The organism is Flavobacterium poyangense, assembly GCF_011751075.1.
GTDB classification, from domain to species: Bacteria; Bacteroidota; Bacteroidia; order Flavobacteriales; family Flavobacteriaceae; genus Flavobacterium; species Flavobacterium poyangense.
The window spans coordinates 825021-842944 of record NZ_JAALLN010000001.1 but is presented as its reverse complement, the minus strand read 5'-3'; the positions used below and the strand labels follow the sequence as shown (position 1 = coordinate 842944).

General features: G+C 36.5%; 15 protein-coding genes and 1 tRNA gene. All 16 read left to right on the top strand.

Features of this window, described 5'->3' with window-relative positions:
• Window positions 1–265 precede the first annotated feature (265 nt).
• The 16 genes from G3A47_RS03365 (at window position 266) to G3A47_RS03290 (ending at window position 17793) form a co-directional block, all read left to right on the top strand.
• Entirely contained in the window at window positions 266–739 is a 474-nt protein-coding gene (locus G3A47_RS03365) for a division/cell wall cluster transcriptional repressor MraZ (protein ID WP_166920410.1), read from the top strand.
• Window positions 714–1622, top strand: coding sequence for a 16S rRNA (cytosine(1402)-N(4))-methyltransferase RsmH (gene rsmH / locus G3A47_RS03360; RefSeq protein ID WP_208328337.1), 909 nt, complete (start codon window positions 714–716; stop codon window positions 1620–1622). Before G3A47_RS03365 ends, rsmH begins: the two co-directional genes overlap by 26 nt.
• Window positions 1623–1634: 12 nt before the next feature.
• Window positions 1635–1982 carry an FtsL-like putative cell division protein gene (locus G3A47_RS03355; protein ID WP_166920406.1) on the top strand — a complete coding sequence of 116 codons (348 nt, stop codon included), beginning with the start codon at window positions 1635–1637 and terminating at the stop codon, window positions 1980–1982.
• Window positions 1973–3979, top strand: coding sequence for a penicillin-binding protein (locus tag G3A47_RS03350; protein WP_166920405.1), 2007 nt, complete (start codon window positions 1973–1975; stop codon window positions 3977–3979). Before G3A47_RS03355 ends, G3A47_RS03350 begins: the two co-directional genes overlap by 10 nt.
• Entirely contained in the window at window positions 3976–5439 is a 1464-nt protein-coding gene (locus G3A47_RS03345) for a UDP-N-acetylmuramoyl-L-alanyl-D-glutamate--2,6-diaminopimelate ligase (protein ID WP_166920403.1), read from the top strand. The genes G3A47_RS03350 and G3A47_RS03345 overlap by 4 nt, the downstream gene beginning before the upstream one ends.
• Window positions 5440–5512: 73 nt before the next feature.
• Window positions 5513–6742: a phospho-N-acetylmuramoyl-pentapeptide-transferase gene (gene mraY, locus G3A47_RS03340; RefSeq protein WP_166920401.1), complete on the top strand. Its 1230-nt coding sequence runs from the start codon at window positions 5513–5515 to the stop codon at window positions 6740–6742.
• Window positions 6743–8074, top strand: a complete 1332-nt coding sequence (gene murD / locus G3A47_RS03335) for a UDP-N-acetylmuramoyl-L-alanine--D-glutamate ligase (protein WP_166920399.1) — start codon at window positions 6743–6745, stop codon at window positions 8072–8074.
• Between the two features lie 84 nt (window positions 8075–8158).
• On the top strand, window positions 8159–9478 hold the full coding sequence (locus G3A47_RS03330; RefSeq protein WP_166920397.1) for an FtsW/RodA/SpoVE family cell cycle protein: 1320 nt from the start codon (window positions 8159–8161) through the stop codon (window positions 9476–9478).
• Window positions 9479–9526: 48 nt separating this feature from the next.
• The gene (murG, locus tag G3A47_RS03325; protein ID WP_166920395.1) at window positions 9527–10615 is read left to right on the top strand and encodes an undecaprenyldiphospho-muramoylpentapeptide beta-N-acetylglucosaminyltransferase; all 1089 of its coding nucleotides are present in this window, start codon (window positions 9527–9529) and stop codon (window positions 10613–10615) included.
• 24 nt (window positions 10616–10639) lie between these two features.
• Window positions 10640–11989: a UDP-N-acetylmuramate--L-alanine ligase gene (gene murC, locus G3A47_RS03320; RefSeq protein WP_166920393.1), complete on the top strand. Its 1350-nt coding sequence runs from the start codon at window positions 10640–10642 to the stop codon at window positions 11987–11989.
• On the top strand, window positions 11976–12698 hold the full coding sequence (locus tag G3A47_RS03315; RefSeq protein ID WP_166920391.1) for a cell division protein FtsQ/DivIB: 723 nt from the start codon (window positions 11976–11978) through the stop codon (window positions 12696–12698). Before murC ends, G3A47_RS03315 begins: the two co-directional genes overlap by 14 nt.
• A 6-nt stretch (window positions 12699–12704) precedes the next feature.
• Window positions 12705–14138 carry a cell division protein FtsA gene (gene ftsA / locus G3A47_RS03310; RefSeq protein ID WP_166920389.1) on the top strand — a complete coding sequence of 478 codons (1434 nt, stop codon included), beginning with the start codon at window positions 12705–12707 and terminating at the stop codon, window positions 14136–14138.
• A gap of 78 nt (window positions 14139–14216) precedes the next feature.
• Complete coding sequence (gene ftsZ / locus G3A47_RS03305) at window positions 14217–16199, top strand: cell division protein FtsZ (RefSeq protein ID WP_166920387.1); 1983 nt, start codon at window positions 14217–14219, stop codon at window positions 16197–16199.
• A gap of 193 nt (window positions 16200–16392) precedes the next feature.
• Window positions 16393–16839 carry a GatB/YqeY domain-containing protein gene (locus G3A47_RS03300; protein ID WP_166920385.1) on the top strand — a complete coding sequence of 149 codons (447 nt, stop codon included), beginning with the start codon at window positions 16393–16395 and terminating at the stop codon, window positions 16837–16839.
• 72 nt (window positions 16840–16911) lie between these two features.
• Window positions 16912–16985 (top strand) — tRNA-Arg (locus G3A47_RS03295).
• Between the two features lie 301 nt (window positions 16986–17286).
• Complete coding sequence (locus G3A47_RS03290) at window positions 17287–17793, top strand: YgdI/YgdR family lipoprotein (protein ID WP_208328336.1); 507 nt, start codon at window positions 17287–17289, stop codon at window positions 17791–17793.
• The last annotated feature ends 131 nt before the right edge of the window (window positions 17794–17924 follow it).

The following is a 17924-nucleotide window of genomic DNA, read 5'->3' as shown; positions in this document are numbered from 1 at the left end:
ACCAGCTTTTAGAGGTGTTTTTGGGGAGGTAGTCGAATTCTGAAATCTTTGCAGAATAATTAGTTTTTTAAGATAAAGACTATGTATTTTTTGTAATTGTTAAACAATAGCGTCTGTAAAATATTTTATATCTAACGTATTGATTGTCTATCGATTAATTGTCGGGGGGTGAAAGTGGTTAAACTTATTAACAAAGTGGTACAAAGTGGTAGAATGTGGTATTTTTTTTTATATTTTTGCTGTATAACTATAGTGAGTATTTTTTTTGAACACAATCGTAGGAACATATGAGTGTAAAGTCGATGCAAAAGGTAGGCTAATGATGCCTGCTCCTTTAAAAAAGCAATTGGCTTCTTCTCTTCAGGACGGGTTCGTTTTGAAGCGCTCTGTTTTTCAGCCGTGTTTAGAGTTGTATCCGATGGAAGAGTGGGATTTGATGATGAAAAAAATCAACAAACTGAATCGTTTCGTAAAAAAGAACAATGATTTCATCAGAAGATTTACAGCCGGAGTTAAAGTGGTAGAAATTGACGCATTGGGTAGGTTGCTGGTTCCAAAGGATTTGGTAGCTTTTTCAAGTATTTCTAAAGATGTAGTGTTCTCATCGGCGGTTAATATAGTGGAGATTTGGGATAAAGATTTATACGAAAAATCAATAAGCGGCGAAGATATGGATTTTGCAGATCTGGCCGAAGAAGTAATGGGAAATATTAATGACGACGACAATGGAATATCATAATCCGGTTTTGCTTCATCCGACAGTTGATGGTTTAAATATTAAACCTGATGGTATTTATGTGGATGTTACGTTTGGTGGTGGTGGTCATTCAAAAGAAATTTTGAAAAGACTCGGGCCTAACGGAAAATTATTTGCTTTCGATCAGGATGAAGATGCGCTTGCAAATGCATTGCCGGACGAAAGGTTTACCTTAATTAATGAGAACTTTAGATTTATAAAAAGGTTTTTGCGTTTTCATGGTGTTAAAGGAGTGGATGGGATTTTGGCAGATTTAGGAGTTTCGTCACATCAGTTCGATGTTCCGGAAAGAGGTTTCTCAACACGTTTTGATGCTGAACTGGATATGAGAATGAGTCAGAAAAATGATTTGAACGCGTATCGGGTGGTAAATGAATATGATGAACAGGACTTGCGTCGTGTTTTTTATGATTACGGAGAATTGAAAAATGCTCCTGCGATTGCCAGAACTATTGTGGAGGCAAGAGAAATGGAGCCGATTAAAAATACAGAACAATTGAAATTTGTTTTAGGCAGATTTCTACCGGCACATAAGAGTCACAAAATTTTGGCTCAAATGTATCAGGCGATTCGAATCGAGGTAAATCAGGAAATGGATGTCTTGAAAGAGTTTATCGAGCAGTCGTTGGAAATTTTAAATCCGGGGGGTAGATTTTCGGTAATCTCTTATCATTCACTGGAAGACAGGCTGGTAAAAAGGTTTATCAAAAACGGAATGTTTGAAGGAGAACCGGAACGTGATTTTTACGGAAATTTTTCAGTTCCGTTTAAAACAATCGGAAAATTGATTGTTCCTGATGATGCTGAAATTAAAGTGAATAACAGAGCAAGAAGCGCGAAATTGAGAATCGCTGAAAAGATATAATATATAGGTAGAATGAGAGGTGGAGTATTTAGCATATTAAAAGCAAGGTTTCTTATAAATGATGATGCCATAAAAAACTGGAGGTTCATTGTCTTTATTATACTGCTTGCCATAATAATGATTGCGAATACGCAACGATACGAACAGAAGGTTTTTGAGATTGCGAAGCTCAATAACGATGTAAAAGAATTGCGATCAGAATTTGTAGATCGCCGTTCCGAATTAATGAAGTTGAAAATGGAGTCAACGATATCGAATAAAATGCTCGAAAAGCAAATTTTTCCATCAACGGTTCCTCCTGTGAAAATAGAAGTTAAAAAAGAAGAAGAAAAAAGTTTCCTTAAAAGAATATGGCAGTAGACGATAAACATATATCCTACAGAATTTACCTCGTAGCAGTTTTCATCTTTTTGATGGCGATTGCTATTGTTGTTAAATTAACCAATATTCAATGGGTTGAGGGCGATTATTATAGAAAGTTAGCCAAGCAGCGTACGGTTAGAAATTTTGTAATTCCGGCGAATAAAGGAAATATTTATTCGGCAGACGGAAGTTTGTTGGCAACATCAATTCCTAATTACGAGATCAGATTTGATGCAAAAACACCAAAGGCAGAAACTTTTGAAAAGCATGTAAAGGCATTGTCGGATTCTTTGGCAACTATTTTAGGGAAGCCGGGCAGCTATTTTGAAAAAGAATTAAGAAAAGCCAGATCCAATAAAAACAGGTATTATTTGGTTGCACGTAATTTGAGTTATACAGAGTACGTAAAGATAAAAGGATTTCCGTTGTTTAATTTGGGAGCCTTTAAAGGTGGAATTATTGTTGAACAGGAAACCGTACGAAAACACCCAATCGGAAAAATCGCGGAAAGAACAATTGGTTACGACCGAATTGATCCGGCAACAGGAATAGAGGTTGGTAAAGGAATCGAGTGGGCTTTTAAGAGTTACCTGAACGGAAAAGACGGTAAAATTTTAAAACAAAAAATTGCAAAAGGACAATGGAAACCAATTCGTGATATCAACGAAGTGGATCCAATTGACGGTTATGATGTGATTTCAACAATAGACGTTTTTATTCAGGATATCGCGCACCATGCTTTATTGAAACAGCTGGAAGATTATGAAGCAGATCATGGTTGTGTGGTGGTTATGGAAACCAAAACCGGTCATATTAAGGCGATTTCAAATTTAGGAAGACAAGAAGATGGTACTTATAATGAAACAATTAATTATGCGGTAGCTGAATCTCATGAACCTGGTTCTACTTTTAAACTGGTAGATTTAATGGCCATTTTAGAAGATAAAGTAGCAGATACCAGTACCGTTTATGACAGCCATGGAGGAGTAATAAAATATTACGGGCGTAGCGTTCGTGACTCACACAGAGGAGGTTATGGGAAAGTGTCTCTGGCCCGTGGATTCGAACTTTCTTCAAATACGGTTATGGTTCAGGCGGTTTATGAAAATTACAAAAGCAATCCGTCAAAATTTGTGAATCATATTAGAGGTTGGGGATTGGATAAAACTTTAGGATTACATTTTAAAGGAGAAGGAAGACCAATTATCCCACATCCGGGAGATAAAAGTTGGTCAGGAGTTACACTTCCATGGATGGCTTTTGGTTATAGCGTTTCAGTTACACCAATGCAGACTTTGACTTTTTATAATTCCGTTGCCAATAATGGTGTGATGGTAAAACCACAATTTGTTTCTGAAATTAAAGAATGGAATAAAACGATAAAAACATTTGATACAGAAGTAATCAATCCAAAAGTATGTTCTGAGGGAACGCTAAAAAAAGTAAAAGCAGTTTTGCAGAATGTGGTTAAAAGAGGAACAGGTTCTAAGTTGTACTCCAAAGATTTTTCGATGGCAGGAAAAACAGGAACTGCGATGGTAAATTATGGTAATGCAGGAAGAGAAGGAATGTATTATGCTTCTTCATTTGTGGGTTATTTTCCGGCAGATCATCCTAAGTATTCCTGTATTGTGGTAGTGCATAAACCCAATACATCAAGAAATAATTATTACGGAGCAGATGTTGCGGGGCCGGTTTTTACACGAATTGCCCAAAAAATATTTACAGACGCGCCTTCAACAAATAAAATCAAAAAACTGGATTCCGGAATTCCAAAACAGGATAACAGTTATAATGAGTATTACGCAAAAGCGGAGAAGAAAATAAAACAAATTCCCGATTTAAAAGGAATGCCGGGCATGGATGCCATTGCTTTGTTGGAAAACTTAGGTTTGAAAGTAAAAGTAAATGGTGTAGGAAAAGTAAAAAAACAGTCTTTACAGGCTGGAAAGAATATTAGTAGAAACGAAACAATAGTATTAGAATTATCGTGAAAATACTGAAAGACATATTATATAAAGTGGCTATCGAATCTGTAACAGGTTCGACAGAAATTGATATACATAAAATCGAGTTTGATTCAAGGAAAATTGAACAAAACGATGTTTTTGTGGCGATTCGCGGATCATTGTCTAACGGGCATGATTTTATTGAAAAAGCTATTGAATTAGGTGCTGTTGCGATTATTTGTGACGAATTGCCGGAGCATCCTCATAAAGGAATTACGTATATAAAAGTGCCCGACACAAATACGGCACTGGCTTTTATGGCAGCTAATTATTTTGGAGATCCTTCTGCAAAGTTAAAATTAGTCGGAGTAACCGGTACTAACGGAAAAACCACGATTGCTTCGTTATTGTTTCAATTGTTTGAAAAAGCCGGTTTTAAAGTTGGTTTATTGTCAACTGTAAAAATCATGGTTGACAAAACAGAGTATAAAGCAACGCATACCACTCCGGATTCTATTACCATTAATCATTATTTGAATGAAATGGCAGAAGCTGGTGTGACACATTGTTTTATGGAGGTTAGTTCACACGGAATTCACCAAAAGCGTACAGAGGCGTTGCATTTTGTTGGAGGAATCTTTACCAATTTGTCACACGATCATTTAGATTACCATCCGACTTTTGCTGAATACAGAGACGTAAAAAAATCATTTTTTGATTCGTTGCCTAAAACAGCTTTTGCTTTATCTAATATAGATGATAAAAACGGATCTGTAATGTTACAGAATACAGTGGCGAGAAAGTTGACCTATGCCTTAAAATCGTATGCTGATTTTAAAGCACAGATTTTAGAAAGTCAATTGTCCGGTTTGCTGTTAAAAGTAAACGACAATGAAGTTTGGGTAAAACTAATCGGAACTTTTAATGCCTATAATGTTTTAGCGATTTACGGAACTGCGATAGAATTGGGAATGGATAGTCTTGAAGCGTTACGCTTACTGTCTGATTTAGAAAGTGTTTCGGGGCGTTTTCAGTATATTGTTTCTGAGACGAATATTACGGCAGTGGTAGATTATGCACATACGCCGGATGCCTTAGAAAATGTTTTAAAAACCATTGACGATATCCGTACTAAAAACGAACAGCTGATTACAGTTGTGGGTTGCGGCGGAAACAGAGATAAAACAAAGAGACCTATTATGGCTAAAATTGCTGCGGATCTTAGTGATAAAGCAATTTTAACGTCAGATAACCCAAGAAATGAAGATCCGGAAGTGATTTTGGATGAGATGGAAAAAGGGGTTGAAGGTCATAATTATAAAAAAATATTAAGAATTACAGATCGTAAACAAGCCATTAAAACCGCTTGTCAATTGGCACAGCCAAACGATATTATTCTGATTGCAGGAAAAGGGCATGAGACCTATCAGGAGATAAATGGTGTACGCCATCATTTTGATGATATGGAGACTGTAAAAGAAATTCTGGTTCAATTAAATAAATAACAACGAATTTTTAAAATCCAAATACCATGTTACCAAAGAAGGATTTGAAAATTAGAAAATAAAACAAAAACATATGCTGTACTATTTATTTGAATATTTAGACAAAACGTTAGACATACCGGGAACGGGAGTCTTCCAGTACATCACTTTTAGATCGGCTTTGGCATTGATGCTTTCATTGCTTTTGTCCACGATTTACGGAAAAAGAATTATTAATTTTTTACGTAATCAGCAAGTAGGTGAAACTGTTCGTGAGTTAGGTCTTGCAGGTCAGAATGAAAAAGCGGGAACTCCGACAATGGGGGGACTGATTATCATTTTTGCAACACTTGTTCCGGTTTTGTTGTTTGCACGTTTGCATAATATTTACATCGTATTGCTTATTGTAACGACACTTTGGATGGGTACAATTGGTTTTGTCGATGATTATATTAAAATATTCAAAAAAGACAAACAAGGGCTAAAGGGAATTTTTAAAGTGATCGGACAGGTTGGTTTAGGTATTATTGTAGGAGCGGTTTTGTATTTTAATCCTGCAGTAACTGTGCGAACCGATACCGGAAGAACTGATATCTACAAGAATGTGAGTTCGACGGTAGTTTTACCAAGTCCGGTTGAAGAGAAATCAACAGCGACAACAATTCCTTTTGTTAAAAACAATGAGTTTGACTATGCTGAAGTATTGTCTTTTATGGGTGACGGATATGAAAAATGGGCTTGGCTTATTTTTATTCCGGTTGTAATTTTTATTATCACCGCAGTTTCAAACGGTGCCAATCTAACCGACGGTATCGACGGACTCGCAGCAGGAACCTCGGCAATATCCGTGCTCGCGCTCGGAATATTTACGTTTGTTTCGGGTAATATTATTTTCTCCAATTACCTCAATATTATGTATATCCCTAATTCGGGAGAAATGACGGTTTTCATTTCTGCTTTTGTGGGGGCGTTAATTGGATTTCTGTGGTACAATTCTTTTCCCGCATCTGTGTTTATGGGAGATACAGGGAGTTTAACGATTGGTGGAATCATTGCTGTTTTGGCAATTGCTGTTCGTAAAGAAATATTGATTGTTTTATTCTGCGGAATCTTCCTTGCAGAAAGTGCTTCGGTAATTCTACAGGTAACTTATTTTAAATATACGAAAAAACGTTTCGGCGAAGGACGAAGAATTTTTCTGATGTCGCCTTTGCATCATCATTATCAGAAAAAAGGATATCACGAGAGTAAAATTGTGACCCGATTCTGGATTGTTGCGATTATGTTGGCCATATTATCAATCGTTACTTTAAAATTAAGATAGATGAGACTGGTAGTATTAGGAGGAGGAGAAAGTGGTGTCGGCACTGCTATTCTGGGTAAGAAAAAAGGATACGAGGTTTTTGTATCTGATTTTGGAAAGATAAAAGAAAGTTATAAAGAAGTTCTTGTCATTAATGGAATTGCCTGGGAAGAGGAGAAACATACAGAAGACCTGATTTTGAATGCCGATGTGGTTATGAAAAGTCCGGGAATTCCGGAGAAATCGCCGATCGTAAAAAAGCTTGTTGAAGCAGGAGTTAAAGTGATTTCGGAAATTGAATTTGCAAAACCTTTTACGGAAGCCTTAACGATAGGGATTACGGGAAGTAACGGGAAGACCACCACAACAATGTTAACACATCATCTGCTTAAGTCAGCTGGTTTAAATGTTGGTTTAGGCGGTAACATCGGAAAAAGTTTTGCCTGGCAGGTAGCCGAGAATAAGTTTGATGCTTACGTGCTTGAGTTAAGTAGTTTTCAGTTGGACGGAATTATAGATTACAGGCCCGATATAGCCATAATTACAAATATTAGTCCTGATCATTTAGATCGTTACGAATACAAGTATGAGAATTATATCAATTCGAAGTTTCGAATAACAATGAATCAAACCGAAAGCGATTACCTTATTTACGATGCAGACGATGAGGCAATAACAGAATGGTTAAAGAACAATACAACAAAAGCAAAATTAATTCCTTTTTCATTGACTAAAAAAGTGGACGAAGGAGCTTCTATAAATAACAACAAAATGGAGATAAAGATTAACCAAGAAGAGTTTACAATGGAAACAGAACACATTGCGTTAGAAGGAAAACATAATATGAAAAACGCAATGGCAGCAAGCTCTGTAGCGAAATTGATGCAAATAAGAAATGCAACGATTCGCGAAAGTTTATCTAATTTTCAGGGTGTTGAACACCGTTTAGAAAAAGTATTAAAAATTCAGAACGTTCAATATATCAACGATTCAAAAGCAACTAATGTAAATGCTACTTTTTTTGCTTTAGACAGTATGACTGTTCCAACAGTTTGGATTGTTGGTGGAGTAGATAAAGGAAATGATTATAACGAATTGATGTCATTGGTTCGTGAGAAAGTAAAAGCTATTATCTGTTTGGGAATTGACAACAGAAAAATTATAGAAGCTTTCGGAAATGTTGTAGACATCATGGTTGAAGTAAACACCATGAACGATGCTGTAAAAACAGCACAACGTTTGACTGAAAAAGGAGATGCTGTTTTATTATCTCCGGCCTGTGCAAGTTTCGATTTATTCGAAAGCTACGAAGACAGAGGAAGGCAGTTTAAGCAAGCAGTACATAACTTGTAAAAGTTATCAGTTTCAAGTTCCAGGTTTCAGGTTTTGTAACGTGAAACTTGAAACAAAAAAAACGTTAAAAGTAAAATATTGATTATGAAAGAGCTGGTTAACAAATTAAAAGGAGATAGGGTAATATGGTCATTCGTGGCTTTATTGGCGTTGTTTTCGTTTATGCCTGTTTTTAGTGCGAGTAGTAATCTGGCGTATATAGGTCATGGAACCGGAAATACTTTGGGGTATTTGGTTAAACATTTGGCGCACATTTGTATCGGATTTTTGATTATCTATTGGGTTCACAGAGTACCGTATCATTATTTTAGAGCCATTTCTAAGATAGCGCTGCCGGTAGTCTGGATTTTGTTGCTTTATACTTTGTTGAAAGGAACAGTTATTGCAGGAGCGAATGCAAGTCGATGGATTCAGGTGCCGTTTATCGGAATTACATTTCAGACATCAACATTAGCATCTATTGTATTGTTTATCTATGTGGCACGTTATTTGTCTAAAACGAGAGACGAAAGCGAACCTTTTCAGGTTTCATTTATACAATTATGGATTCCGGTCTTTATTACGCTGGCATTAATTTTACCGGCCAACTTTTCAACAACGGCCTTGATTTTTTCAATGGTAATTATGTTGACTTTTATTGGGAAGTATCCAATTAAATATATTGCATTTATTATAGGCTCGGGGATTGCGATGTTATTGTTTTTCCTTTTGATAGCAAAAGCCTTTCCGGAATCAAGATTCTTTAGCAGGGTAGGAACATGGGGAAGTCGTATCGAAAACTTTACGACAGATAAACCTGATGAAGATGATTATCAGATTGAGAAAGCAAAAATTGCAATTGCATCCGGAAGATTTGGAGGTCTAGGCCCTGGTAAAAGTGTTCAGAAAAACTTTTTACCGCAGTCTTCTTCAGATTTTATTTATGCTATTGTAGTAGAAGAATATGGTTTGGTGGGTGGCGTTTCGATAGTGATTTTGTATTTGTTGCTGTTGTTCCGATTTGTTATCGCCTCTCATAAAGCGACTACCTTATTTGGAAAATTAGTCGTCGTCGGGCTTGGTTTTCCGATGATCTTTCAGGCGATGATCAATATGGCGGTTGCCGTTGAATTATTACCAGTAACAGGACAAACATTACCGTTGATTAGTAGTGGAGGTAGTTCGATTTGGATGACTTGTTTTTCTCTTGGAATTATTATCAGTGTGACGAAGAAAGAAGAAGAAGTTGCCGAGGTTCAGGAGGAAAAAGAAAGAAGAAAAGAAGCCTTGCAGAGACTAATAGACAAACAATTGGCTGAAGAAAATGCAGTTGCGGATGAAAGTGAAGAAATGTACGGTGGAGAACCAATGTATTCAATAGAAGATAATTCTAAGAATCCGATGAATGCCGTATTAAACAGATAAGTAAGTAAAATAGAATAGTTTTTAAAGCGTTGTAACTTTTAAAAAAATATGACAAAGTATAAATTCATACTAAGTGGTGGTGGGACTGGAGGACATATTTATCCTGCAATTGCGATTGCAAATGAGTTAAAGTTACAATTTCCTGATGCTGAATTTCTTTTTGTTGGTGCTAAAGACAAAATGGAAATGCAAAAAGTACCTCAGGCGGGTTACGAAATAAAAGGGCTTTGGATTGCCGGATTGCAACGAAAGCTGACTTTGCAAAATATGTTGTTTCCTTTAAAATTGGCAACAAGTTTGTTAGAGTCAAGAAAGATTATAAAAAAGTTCAAACCAAATGTGGTAATCGGAACTGGCGGTTTTGCCAGTGGGCCTTTATTACAGGCGGCGGGTTCAGCGGGAATCCCGACGGTTATTCAGGAGCAGAATTCATTTCCCGGAATAACTAATAAATTACTGAGTAAAAAAGCGAATGCAATTTGTGTGGCCTATGAAAATTTAGAGCGCTTTTTTCCTAAAGAAAAAATTGTTCTGACCGGTAATCCGGTTCGTCAGGATTTAATTGATATTCAAAGTAAGAGAGACGAAGCAATCGCTTTCTATGGTTTAGATCCGAACAAAAAGACGTTGTTGGTTTTGGGTGGAAGTCTGGGGGCGAGAAGAGTCAATCAGTTAATTGAGAAAGAATTAGTAAGTATGCTTTCGCAAGATGTTCAGGTGATCTGGCAATGTGGAAAGTTATATTTTGAGGATTATAAAAAGTACAATCAGCCCCGTGTAAAAGTGGTTGATTTTATTGAAAGAATGGATTTTGTGTACGCGGCAGCCGATGTGATTATTTCAAGAGCAGGAGCATCATCCGTTTCGGAATTGTGTATTGTTGGGAAACCGGTAATTTTTATTCCGTCACCCAATGTAGCCGAGGATCACCAGACCAAAAATGCTCAGGCGATTGTAGATGCAAAAGGCGCTATTTTATTAAAAGAATCAGAATTAGACAGTCAGTTTAGTATTGTTTTTGAAGCTTTACTAAAAGACGAAGGAAAACAAAAACAATTGAGTGTAAATATAAAACGATTGGCAATGCCAAAAGCAACACAGGCAATCGTAGCGGAGATTATTAAGTTAATCAGGTAGTAGGAACAGTTATAGTATAAGAAAATGAATTTAAATCAAATACAAAACGTTTATTTTATTGGTATTGGAGGCATCGGAATGAGTGCTCTGGCCCGCTATTTTAAATACATCGGGAAACAGGTTTCAGGTTACGATAAAACCCCGTCAATACTAACAAATGAGTTGATTGAAAGTGGTATTGACATTCATTTTGAAGATAATATTAATTTGATTCCAAGTGATTATTATGTAGAGAATACTTTGGTGATTTTTACACCGGCTGTGCCTAAATCACATGCAGAATGGAATTATTTTTCAGAAAGACAGTATGTGATTAAAAAACGTGCTGAAGTTTTAGGAATTATTACCAAAGATACTTTTTGTTTTGCTGTTGCTGGAACGCACGGTAAAACAACAACGTCTAGTATCTTAGGACATATTTTATACGAAAGTGGTGCTGATGTTACAGCTTTTGTGGGAGGGATTGTAGAAAACTACAACTCTAATTTAATTGGAAACGGAAAAACGGTAACTGTAGTTGAAGCAGATGAATTTGACAGATCGTTTCTGCATTTGCACCCGGATATTGCCTGCGTAACCTCTATGGATGCGGATCATCTGGATATTTACGGGACAAGTGAAGCTATTGAGGCTTCTTTTGTAGAATTTGCGGATAAGGTAGAGAATAAGAATAATTTGTTTATAACCAAAGAATTGCCTCTTGACGGAGTTCAATGTGCTATAAATGAAGAGGCTGTATACAAGGCGTTTAATATTCGTATAGAAAATGCAAGTTATGTTTTTGATGTGCAGACGCCAACAGAAACAATGAAGGATTTACGTTTCGGATTGCCCGGAAAACACAATTTAATGAATGGATTGATGGCTATTGCAATGGCTAAAACGTTTGGCACCCCGACCGACTCCATTGCAAAAGCCATTGGCTCATTCAACGGAATAAGAAGACGTTTTTCGTATCAGATCAAAACCGATCAATTGGTTTATATAGACGATTATGCACATCATCCAACTGAGATAAATGCAGTGCATCAGGCCGTTAGGGAGTTGTATCCCGGTCGTAAAGTTTTGGCCGTTTTTCAGCCTCATTTATTCAGTAGAACTAAAGATTTTGCTGATGGATTTGCTGAAAGTTTATCGGCTTTTGATGAAGTGTTTTTGATGGATATTTACCCGGCCAGAGAGCTTCCTATGGAGGGAGTTACGTCAGAATGGTTGTTGGGTAAAATGACGAATTCGAACAAAAGAATTGTTGCAAAAGAGGAACTATTAGCGTTAATCAAATCCAGTGATGCGCCAATAATTGTAACAATAGGAGCTGGTGATATTGGTGAAATGGTTCCATCAATCAAAAAAATGCTAAATGAAACGATTTAATTGGATAGATATTCGGTTAATTCTCATTTTAGGACTGGTACTTTTTTTGTATTCGTTCGCGCAGCATCGAAATGAGAATAGAAATTTAAAGAAATCTACTGTTGTTTTTGTAGGAGAAAACACACTGTTTATAAGGCCTGAGGCGGTTAATAAATTGTTGATAGAAAATAAAAAAGATGCTTCCAGTATCCGAAAAGATGAAGTAGATTTGAATAAGATAGAGAAAAACCTTGATGCGCAAGACATGATTGAGAAGTCAGATGTTTTTGTGAGTATCGATGGCGTTCTGAAAGCGGTAGTAAAACAGAAGACCCCGATTGCCCGTATTTACGATGGTGAGAGGTCTTTTTATATTGACTATGAGGGAAATAAAATGCCTTTGTCGGACAATTTTACAGCGCATGTTCCGCTTGTTTCCGGGGCAATTAATGAAAAAAATAACGAAGATTTAGCTACCCTATTTCGCACAATTTATGACGATGCGTTTTTGAAAAAAAACATCATTGCAATACAAATTATGCCTAATGGTAGCTTAAAAATGTTTAATAGAAATTACAATTACTTCATCGATTTTGGCAGAACGATGAATGTTGATAAAAAATTCAGAAACTATAAAGCCTTTTTTCAAAAAGCAGTTTTAGATAGTTCGTTATACAAATACAAAAAGATTGACCTTAGGTTTACGGAACAAGTAGTTTGCACAAAATAATAGAAAATGGAAAAAGATAACATTGCAGTAGGTCTAGATATTGGAACGACAAAGATAGTTGCCATGATAGGCAAGAAGAACGAGTATGGTAAACTGGAAATTTTGGGTATTGGAAAATCCAAAAGTCTGGGTGTTGCCCGAGGTGTTGTCAACAACATTACACAAACCATTCAGTCTATCCAGCAAGCGATAGTTGAAGCAGAGAATAATTCAGGTTATAAAATTAATGATGTGGTGGTCGGTATTGCAGGACAACACATCAGAAGTATTCAACATACAGATTACATCAGCCGTAATAATCCGGAAGAAGTAATTGGCGAAAATGATATTCAGCTTTTGATTGATCAGGTTAATAAACTGGCCATGTTACCGGGAGAAGAAATCATTCATGTTTTGCCACAAGAATTTAAAATTGACGGACAGTCCGAAATAAAAGAACCAATCGGAATGTACGGCGGAAGACTGGAATCCAGTTTTCACGTAGTAGTAGGACAGGCCTCATCTATCAGAAACGTTGGAAGATGTATTCAGAGCTCAGGGATAGAATTGTCAGGATTGACTTTAGAGCCCCTGGCTTCTGCAGATGCCGTTTTAAGTCAGGAAGAAAAAGAAGCAGGTGTAGCTCTTATTGATATTGGTGGCGGAACAACAGATTTAGCGATTTTTAAAGACGGAATCATTCGTCATACTGCCGTAATTCCTTTCGGAGGAAATGTAATTACAGAAGACATCAAAGAAGGTTGTTCGATTATCGAAAAACAGGCAGAGCTTTTAAAAATAAAATTCGGATCGGCCTGGCCGGGAGAAAATAAAGACAATGAAATTGTTTCTATTCCGGGATTAAGAGGCAGAGAACCAAAAGAGATTTCGCTTAAAAACTTATCTAAAATTATTCATGCACGTGTGGTGGAAATTGTAGAACAGGTTTTTGCAGAAATTAAAGCATACGGACACGAAGATCCCCGTAAAAAATTGATCGCAGGAATTGTTCTTACAGGTGGTGGAGCTCAACTAAAACACATCAAGCAGTTAGTAGAGTACATTACCGGAATGGATACCAGAATCGGATATCCTAACGAACATTTAGCAGGAAATTCAGGAGAAGAAATTTCAAGTCCATTGTTTGCTACTGCGGTAGGTTTGGTAATGAACAGCATTGAAAACAGTACGCAAAGTGCCGTTAGAATGGAATTAGTTAATGAGCAGCCAAAGGTAGTTTACAGAAATGTAGCTCCTCAGGTACAACAACAAGTGCAACAGCAGGTACAACAACGATACGAAGTAGAAGAGAATTACGTTGATAGAGAAGAAACTTTTGAGGAACCAAAAGAGATCAGAAATAACGTAGCTAAAGAAGAGTCTACAGAGACAAAAATAAGAAGATCATTTTTTGACCGATATGTCGATAAAATCAAGGATTTTTTAGACAACGCAGAGTAATAAAAAGAAGAGGAATTACTTTTTGCCCCAAGTCAAGAAGTAAAAAATGTATTTAATAAGAATTTCAAAACCAAAAAGATGATGAGCAACTCAGAATTTGGAAGTATTTCATTTGATTTACCAAAAAATCAGTCAAATGTAATCAAAGTAATAGGTGTAGGTGGAGGCGGAAGTAATGCTATAAACCACATGTTTAAGCAAGGTATTAAAGGGGTAGATTTTATCGTTTGTAATACAGACTCACAAGCACTTCAAAATAGTGGCGTACCAACTAAAATCCAATTAGGAGTAAATTTAACAGAAGGTCTTGGGGCAGGTGCAAATCCTGATGTAGGACAACAGTCTGCTATCGAAAGTATCTCTGAAATTGAAAAAGTGTTGGATCGTGGTACTAAAATGGTGTTTATTACCGCCGGTATGGGTGGAGGAACAGGTACGGGAGCCGCTCCGGTTATTGCGCAATTGGCAAAAGAAAGAGAGATCCTGACTGTAGGTATCGTAACAATTCCTTTTCAATTTGAAGGGAAAGTACGTCAGGAGCAAGCGCTTTTAGGAATCGAAAAATTGCGTAAGCAGGTCGATTCATTAATTGTAATTAATAATAATAAGTTAAGAGAAGTGTACGGAAATCTTGGTTTTAAAGCCGGATTCTCTAAAGCGGATGAAGTTTTGGCAACAGCCTCAAGAGGTATTGCCGAAGTAATTACGCACCACTATACTCAAAATATCGATTTACGTGATGCTAAAACTGTTTTATCAAACAGTGGAACAGCTATTATGGGGTCTTCTGTTGCCGAAGGGGAGAACAGAGCAAAAGACGCTATTATTGCCGCATTAGATTCTCCGTTGTTAAACGACAACAAAATTACAGGTGCCAAAAACGTATTGTTGCTTATCGTTTCTGGGTCAAATGAGATTACACTTGATGAGATTGGAGAAATCAATGATCACATTCAGGCAGAAGCCGGATTTAATGCCAATATTATCATGGGAGTTGGTGAAGACGAAACTCTTGGTGAGGCTATTGCTGTTACAATCATTGCGACTGGTTTTGATGTGGAACAACAAAATGAAATTGTAAATACAGAACCTAAAAAAATCATTCATACGTTAGAAGATGAGCAAAGAAGTGTTCATAATTTAACGAATAAACCACTTACTTCTTTTGATGTAAATGCGGAAACAGTTACACCTAAAACAGAAGAAAAAATTATTTTTGATTTGATGGAGGATACGGTTGCTCCCGTAATGCCTACACCCGTTGCAGCTACTCCGGTAGCTCCGGCAATCAATCAGGAAGAATTGGTGGTCATGTCAGAATTTATCAAAAATCTGGATGTAACTTTCGAAATTGTTTCGCCAATTACAGACATCGATTTTACGATTACTAGTCCGCAAACTCAGGCTTTTCAGGAAATAAAACCTGTTCAGCAAAGAAGTATCGAAAAAGAAGAACAAACGACTTTCTCCTTTGATTTGCCTCTTTTCAGAGCAGAGCCGGAAGTAAGAAGAGAGCCGGTTGTAGAGGATAATAAGATCTTGTTTGAGTTAACAAATGAGACACGTAACATGAAAGTTACCGAGCCGGTACAATTTGTTCCGGTAACAGAATTGTCAGATAACGGTATTATCAAATATTCTTTAGAAGAATACATGGAGATGGAAAACGATTTGGCAGCTTCAAAAACAGCACAAAAAGCAGTTGAAGAGGTTGTTCCTGAAGAGTTGAATATCACGTTGAAACCAAGAGTTGATTTTGCTCAGGAGCAAGCGTTCACAACAACAGACTCTGTTTCTCCGATGGAATTGACAATTGAGGAAACGTTGCGCATGAGAGCCGAAGAAAGAAGAAAAAAATTAAAAGAATTTAATTATAAATTCCATAATAACGTTGCAAGAATTGATGAACTTGAAAAAGAGCCTGCTTATAAGAGATTAGGGATCGATCTTTCAAATACTCAGTCAAATACAACCAATTCAAGGATTTCTGTTGGTACAGATAGTAATAATGATTTGCAGTTGCGTTCGAATAATTCATTCCTGCACGACAACGTAGATTAATTTTATAATCACAATAAATAGGATAACCCGAAAATTGGATTTAATTTTCGGGTTATTTTTTTTATCTTCGCACAGAATTTAGAAATTTGACTTTCTTTTGGGGTTATAAAAGAATTTTGAATTTCCTGAAGAGTTAAATTTTCAGACCTAAACAGCAATATATAAGCATAGCTTATTCAAATAAAAAAATAAGATGAGTTTACAAGCACAAATCATGGACGAGATCAAAACGGCCATGAAAGCAAAAGATACAGTAGCATTAGAATCATTAAGAGCAATTAAATCTGAACTGTTATTGGCTGCAACATCCGGATCAGGTGAAGCATTATCAGCAGATGATGAAATAAAATTACTTCAGAGATTAGTTAAAACCCGTAAAGAAAGCGCGAGAATTTTCACAGAGCAAAACCGTCCTGATTTGGCTGAGCCTGAATTAGCACAAGTAGCGGTAATCGAGAAATTCTTACCGGCACAATTAAGCGAAGAAGAAGTAGAAGCTGTAGTGGCTAAAATTATCGCTGAAACCGGAGCGTCAGGAATCGCTTCAATGGGTAAAGTTATGGGATTAGCTTCTGCACAATTAGGCGGAACTGCTGAAGGAAAAACGATTTCTACAATAGTGAAGAAACTATTGTCATAAATAATTTTAGAGTTCAGATTGTTGATTTTAGATTCAATCTAAACTCTAAAATCAACAATCTAAAATAATACCGACCGCGTAGTTCAACTGGATAGAATATCAGATTTCGGCTCTGAGGGTTGGGGGTTCGAACCCCTCCGCGGTCACAAACTAGAATATTAAAAAGGCGATTAGTCTATGGTATTTACCATAAGCTAGTCGCCTTTTTTTAAAAACAGCAAATCAAAAATTAAGCCCGTCTTTGAAACAAATAAGCAGAAACTTTTTTAGGAAAAGCTTAGATTTGGGTTGATGGCGTAGAGTATGTCTTATACTGCATTCATCCTTTTAACAACTATTTTGCTCGTTATAAAATAAAATTGATTTATAAAAGTAGGGAGAATTGAATTTCAATTGTTTTAGTGGTAATAACTATGAAATTTTTGTATAACTATTTAATTTTTTACCATGAAGAAAACAATTTTACTTATGACACTATTTAGTGTAATTACTTTGGCTGGTTGTTCAAGTGATTCAGAAATACCACCAAAAGAAGAAGAGGCTATTGTAGTTAAAGCAAAGCCTGCCGATCCAACCACCACTACCACCACCACAAAGCCATCCGTTGATATGATTGGGAAATGGGTAAATGTAAGCTCTGAAAGAGTTAATACAAAAACGGGAGCTGTCAAATCTTACAGCGCATCTAAAGACTTTTTTAACTTTACCAGTAGTGACAAAGTATCTTTTAATACCACTTATTTAACTGCTGTTAATAATGCTACTTATCAAATAGCAGAAGGCAAAATAGGCATCAGCTTTACGCTTTATGGCGGAAGCACAGACAGCAGTCAAGTAATTGCAATCCCATATGTTTATATTTTTCCACTAGAAATAGACAAAGACGGCCTTTGGGTAGTCTCATTTTCTGACGGATATGATGGGCAATTTACTTTCAAATACAAACGCGTATAATTACTCAATTTCCCGGATTTTACCTAAAAAAAGATAATGCCTTATAAAACTAAAAAAATGCTGCTCGTATTTGGGCAGCTTTTTTTGTTTCCACGCCTGTGGAGAAAGTAAACTCAGGTATTGATTTTATT

Excerpts from the sequence above, each read along its gene's own strand:
- rsmH (WP_208328337.1), top strand. The coding sequence starts at position 714 with ATGACGACGACAATGGAATATCATAATCCGGTTTTGCTTCATCCGACA.
- G3A47_RS03355 (WP_166920406.1), top strand. The coding sequence starts at position 1,635 with ATGAGAGGTGGAGTATTTAGCATATTAAAAGCAAGGTTTCTTATAAAT.
- G3A47_RS03350 (WP_166920405.1), top strand. The coding sequence starts at position 1,973 with ATGGCAGTAGACGATAAACATATATCCTACAGAATTTACCTCGTAGCA.
- mraY (WP_166920401.1), top strand. The coding sequence starts at position 5,513 with ATGCTGTACTATTTATTTGAATATTTAGACAAAACGTTAGACATACCG.
- murD (WP_166920399.1), top strand. The coding sequence starts at position 6,743 with ATGAGACTGGTAGTATTAGGAGGAGGAGAAAGTGGTGTCGGCACTGCT.
- G3A47_RS03330 (WP_166920397.1), top strand. The coding sequence starts at position 8,159 with ATGAAAGAGCTGGTTAACAAATTAAAAGGAGATAGGGTAATATGGTCA.
- murG (WP_166920395.1), top strand. The coding sequence starts at position 9,527 with ATGACAAAGTATAAATTCATACTAAGTGGTGGTGGGACTGGAGGACAT.
- murC (WP_166920393.1), top strand. The coding sequence starts at position 10,640 with ATGAATTTAAATCAAATACAAAACGTTTATTTTATTGGTATTGGAGGC.
- G3A47_RS03315 (WP_166920391.1), top strand. The coding sequence starts at position 11,976 with ATGAAACGATTTAATTGGATAGATATTCGGTTAATTCTCATTTTAGGA.
- ftsA (WP_166920389.1), top strand. The coding sequence starts at position 12,705 with ATGGAAAAAGATAACATTGCAGTAGGTCTAGATATTGGAACGACAAAG.
- ftsZ (WP_166920387.1), top strand. The coding sequence starts at position 14,217 with ATGATGAGCAACTCAGAATTTGGAAGTATTTCATTTGATTTACCAAAA.
- G3A47_RS03300 (WP_166920385.1), top strand. The coding sequence starts at position 16,393 with ATGAGTTTACAAGCACAAATCATGGACGAGATCAAAACGGCCATGAAA.
- G3A47_RS03290 (WP_208328336.1), top strand. The coding sequence starts at position 17,287 with ATGAAGAAAACAATTTTACTTATGACACTATTTAGTGTAATTACTTTG.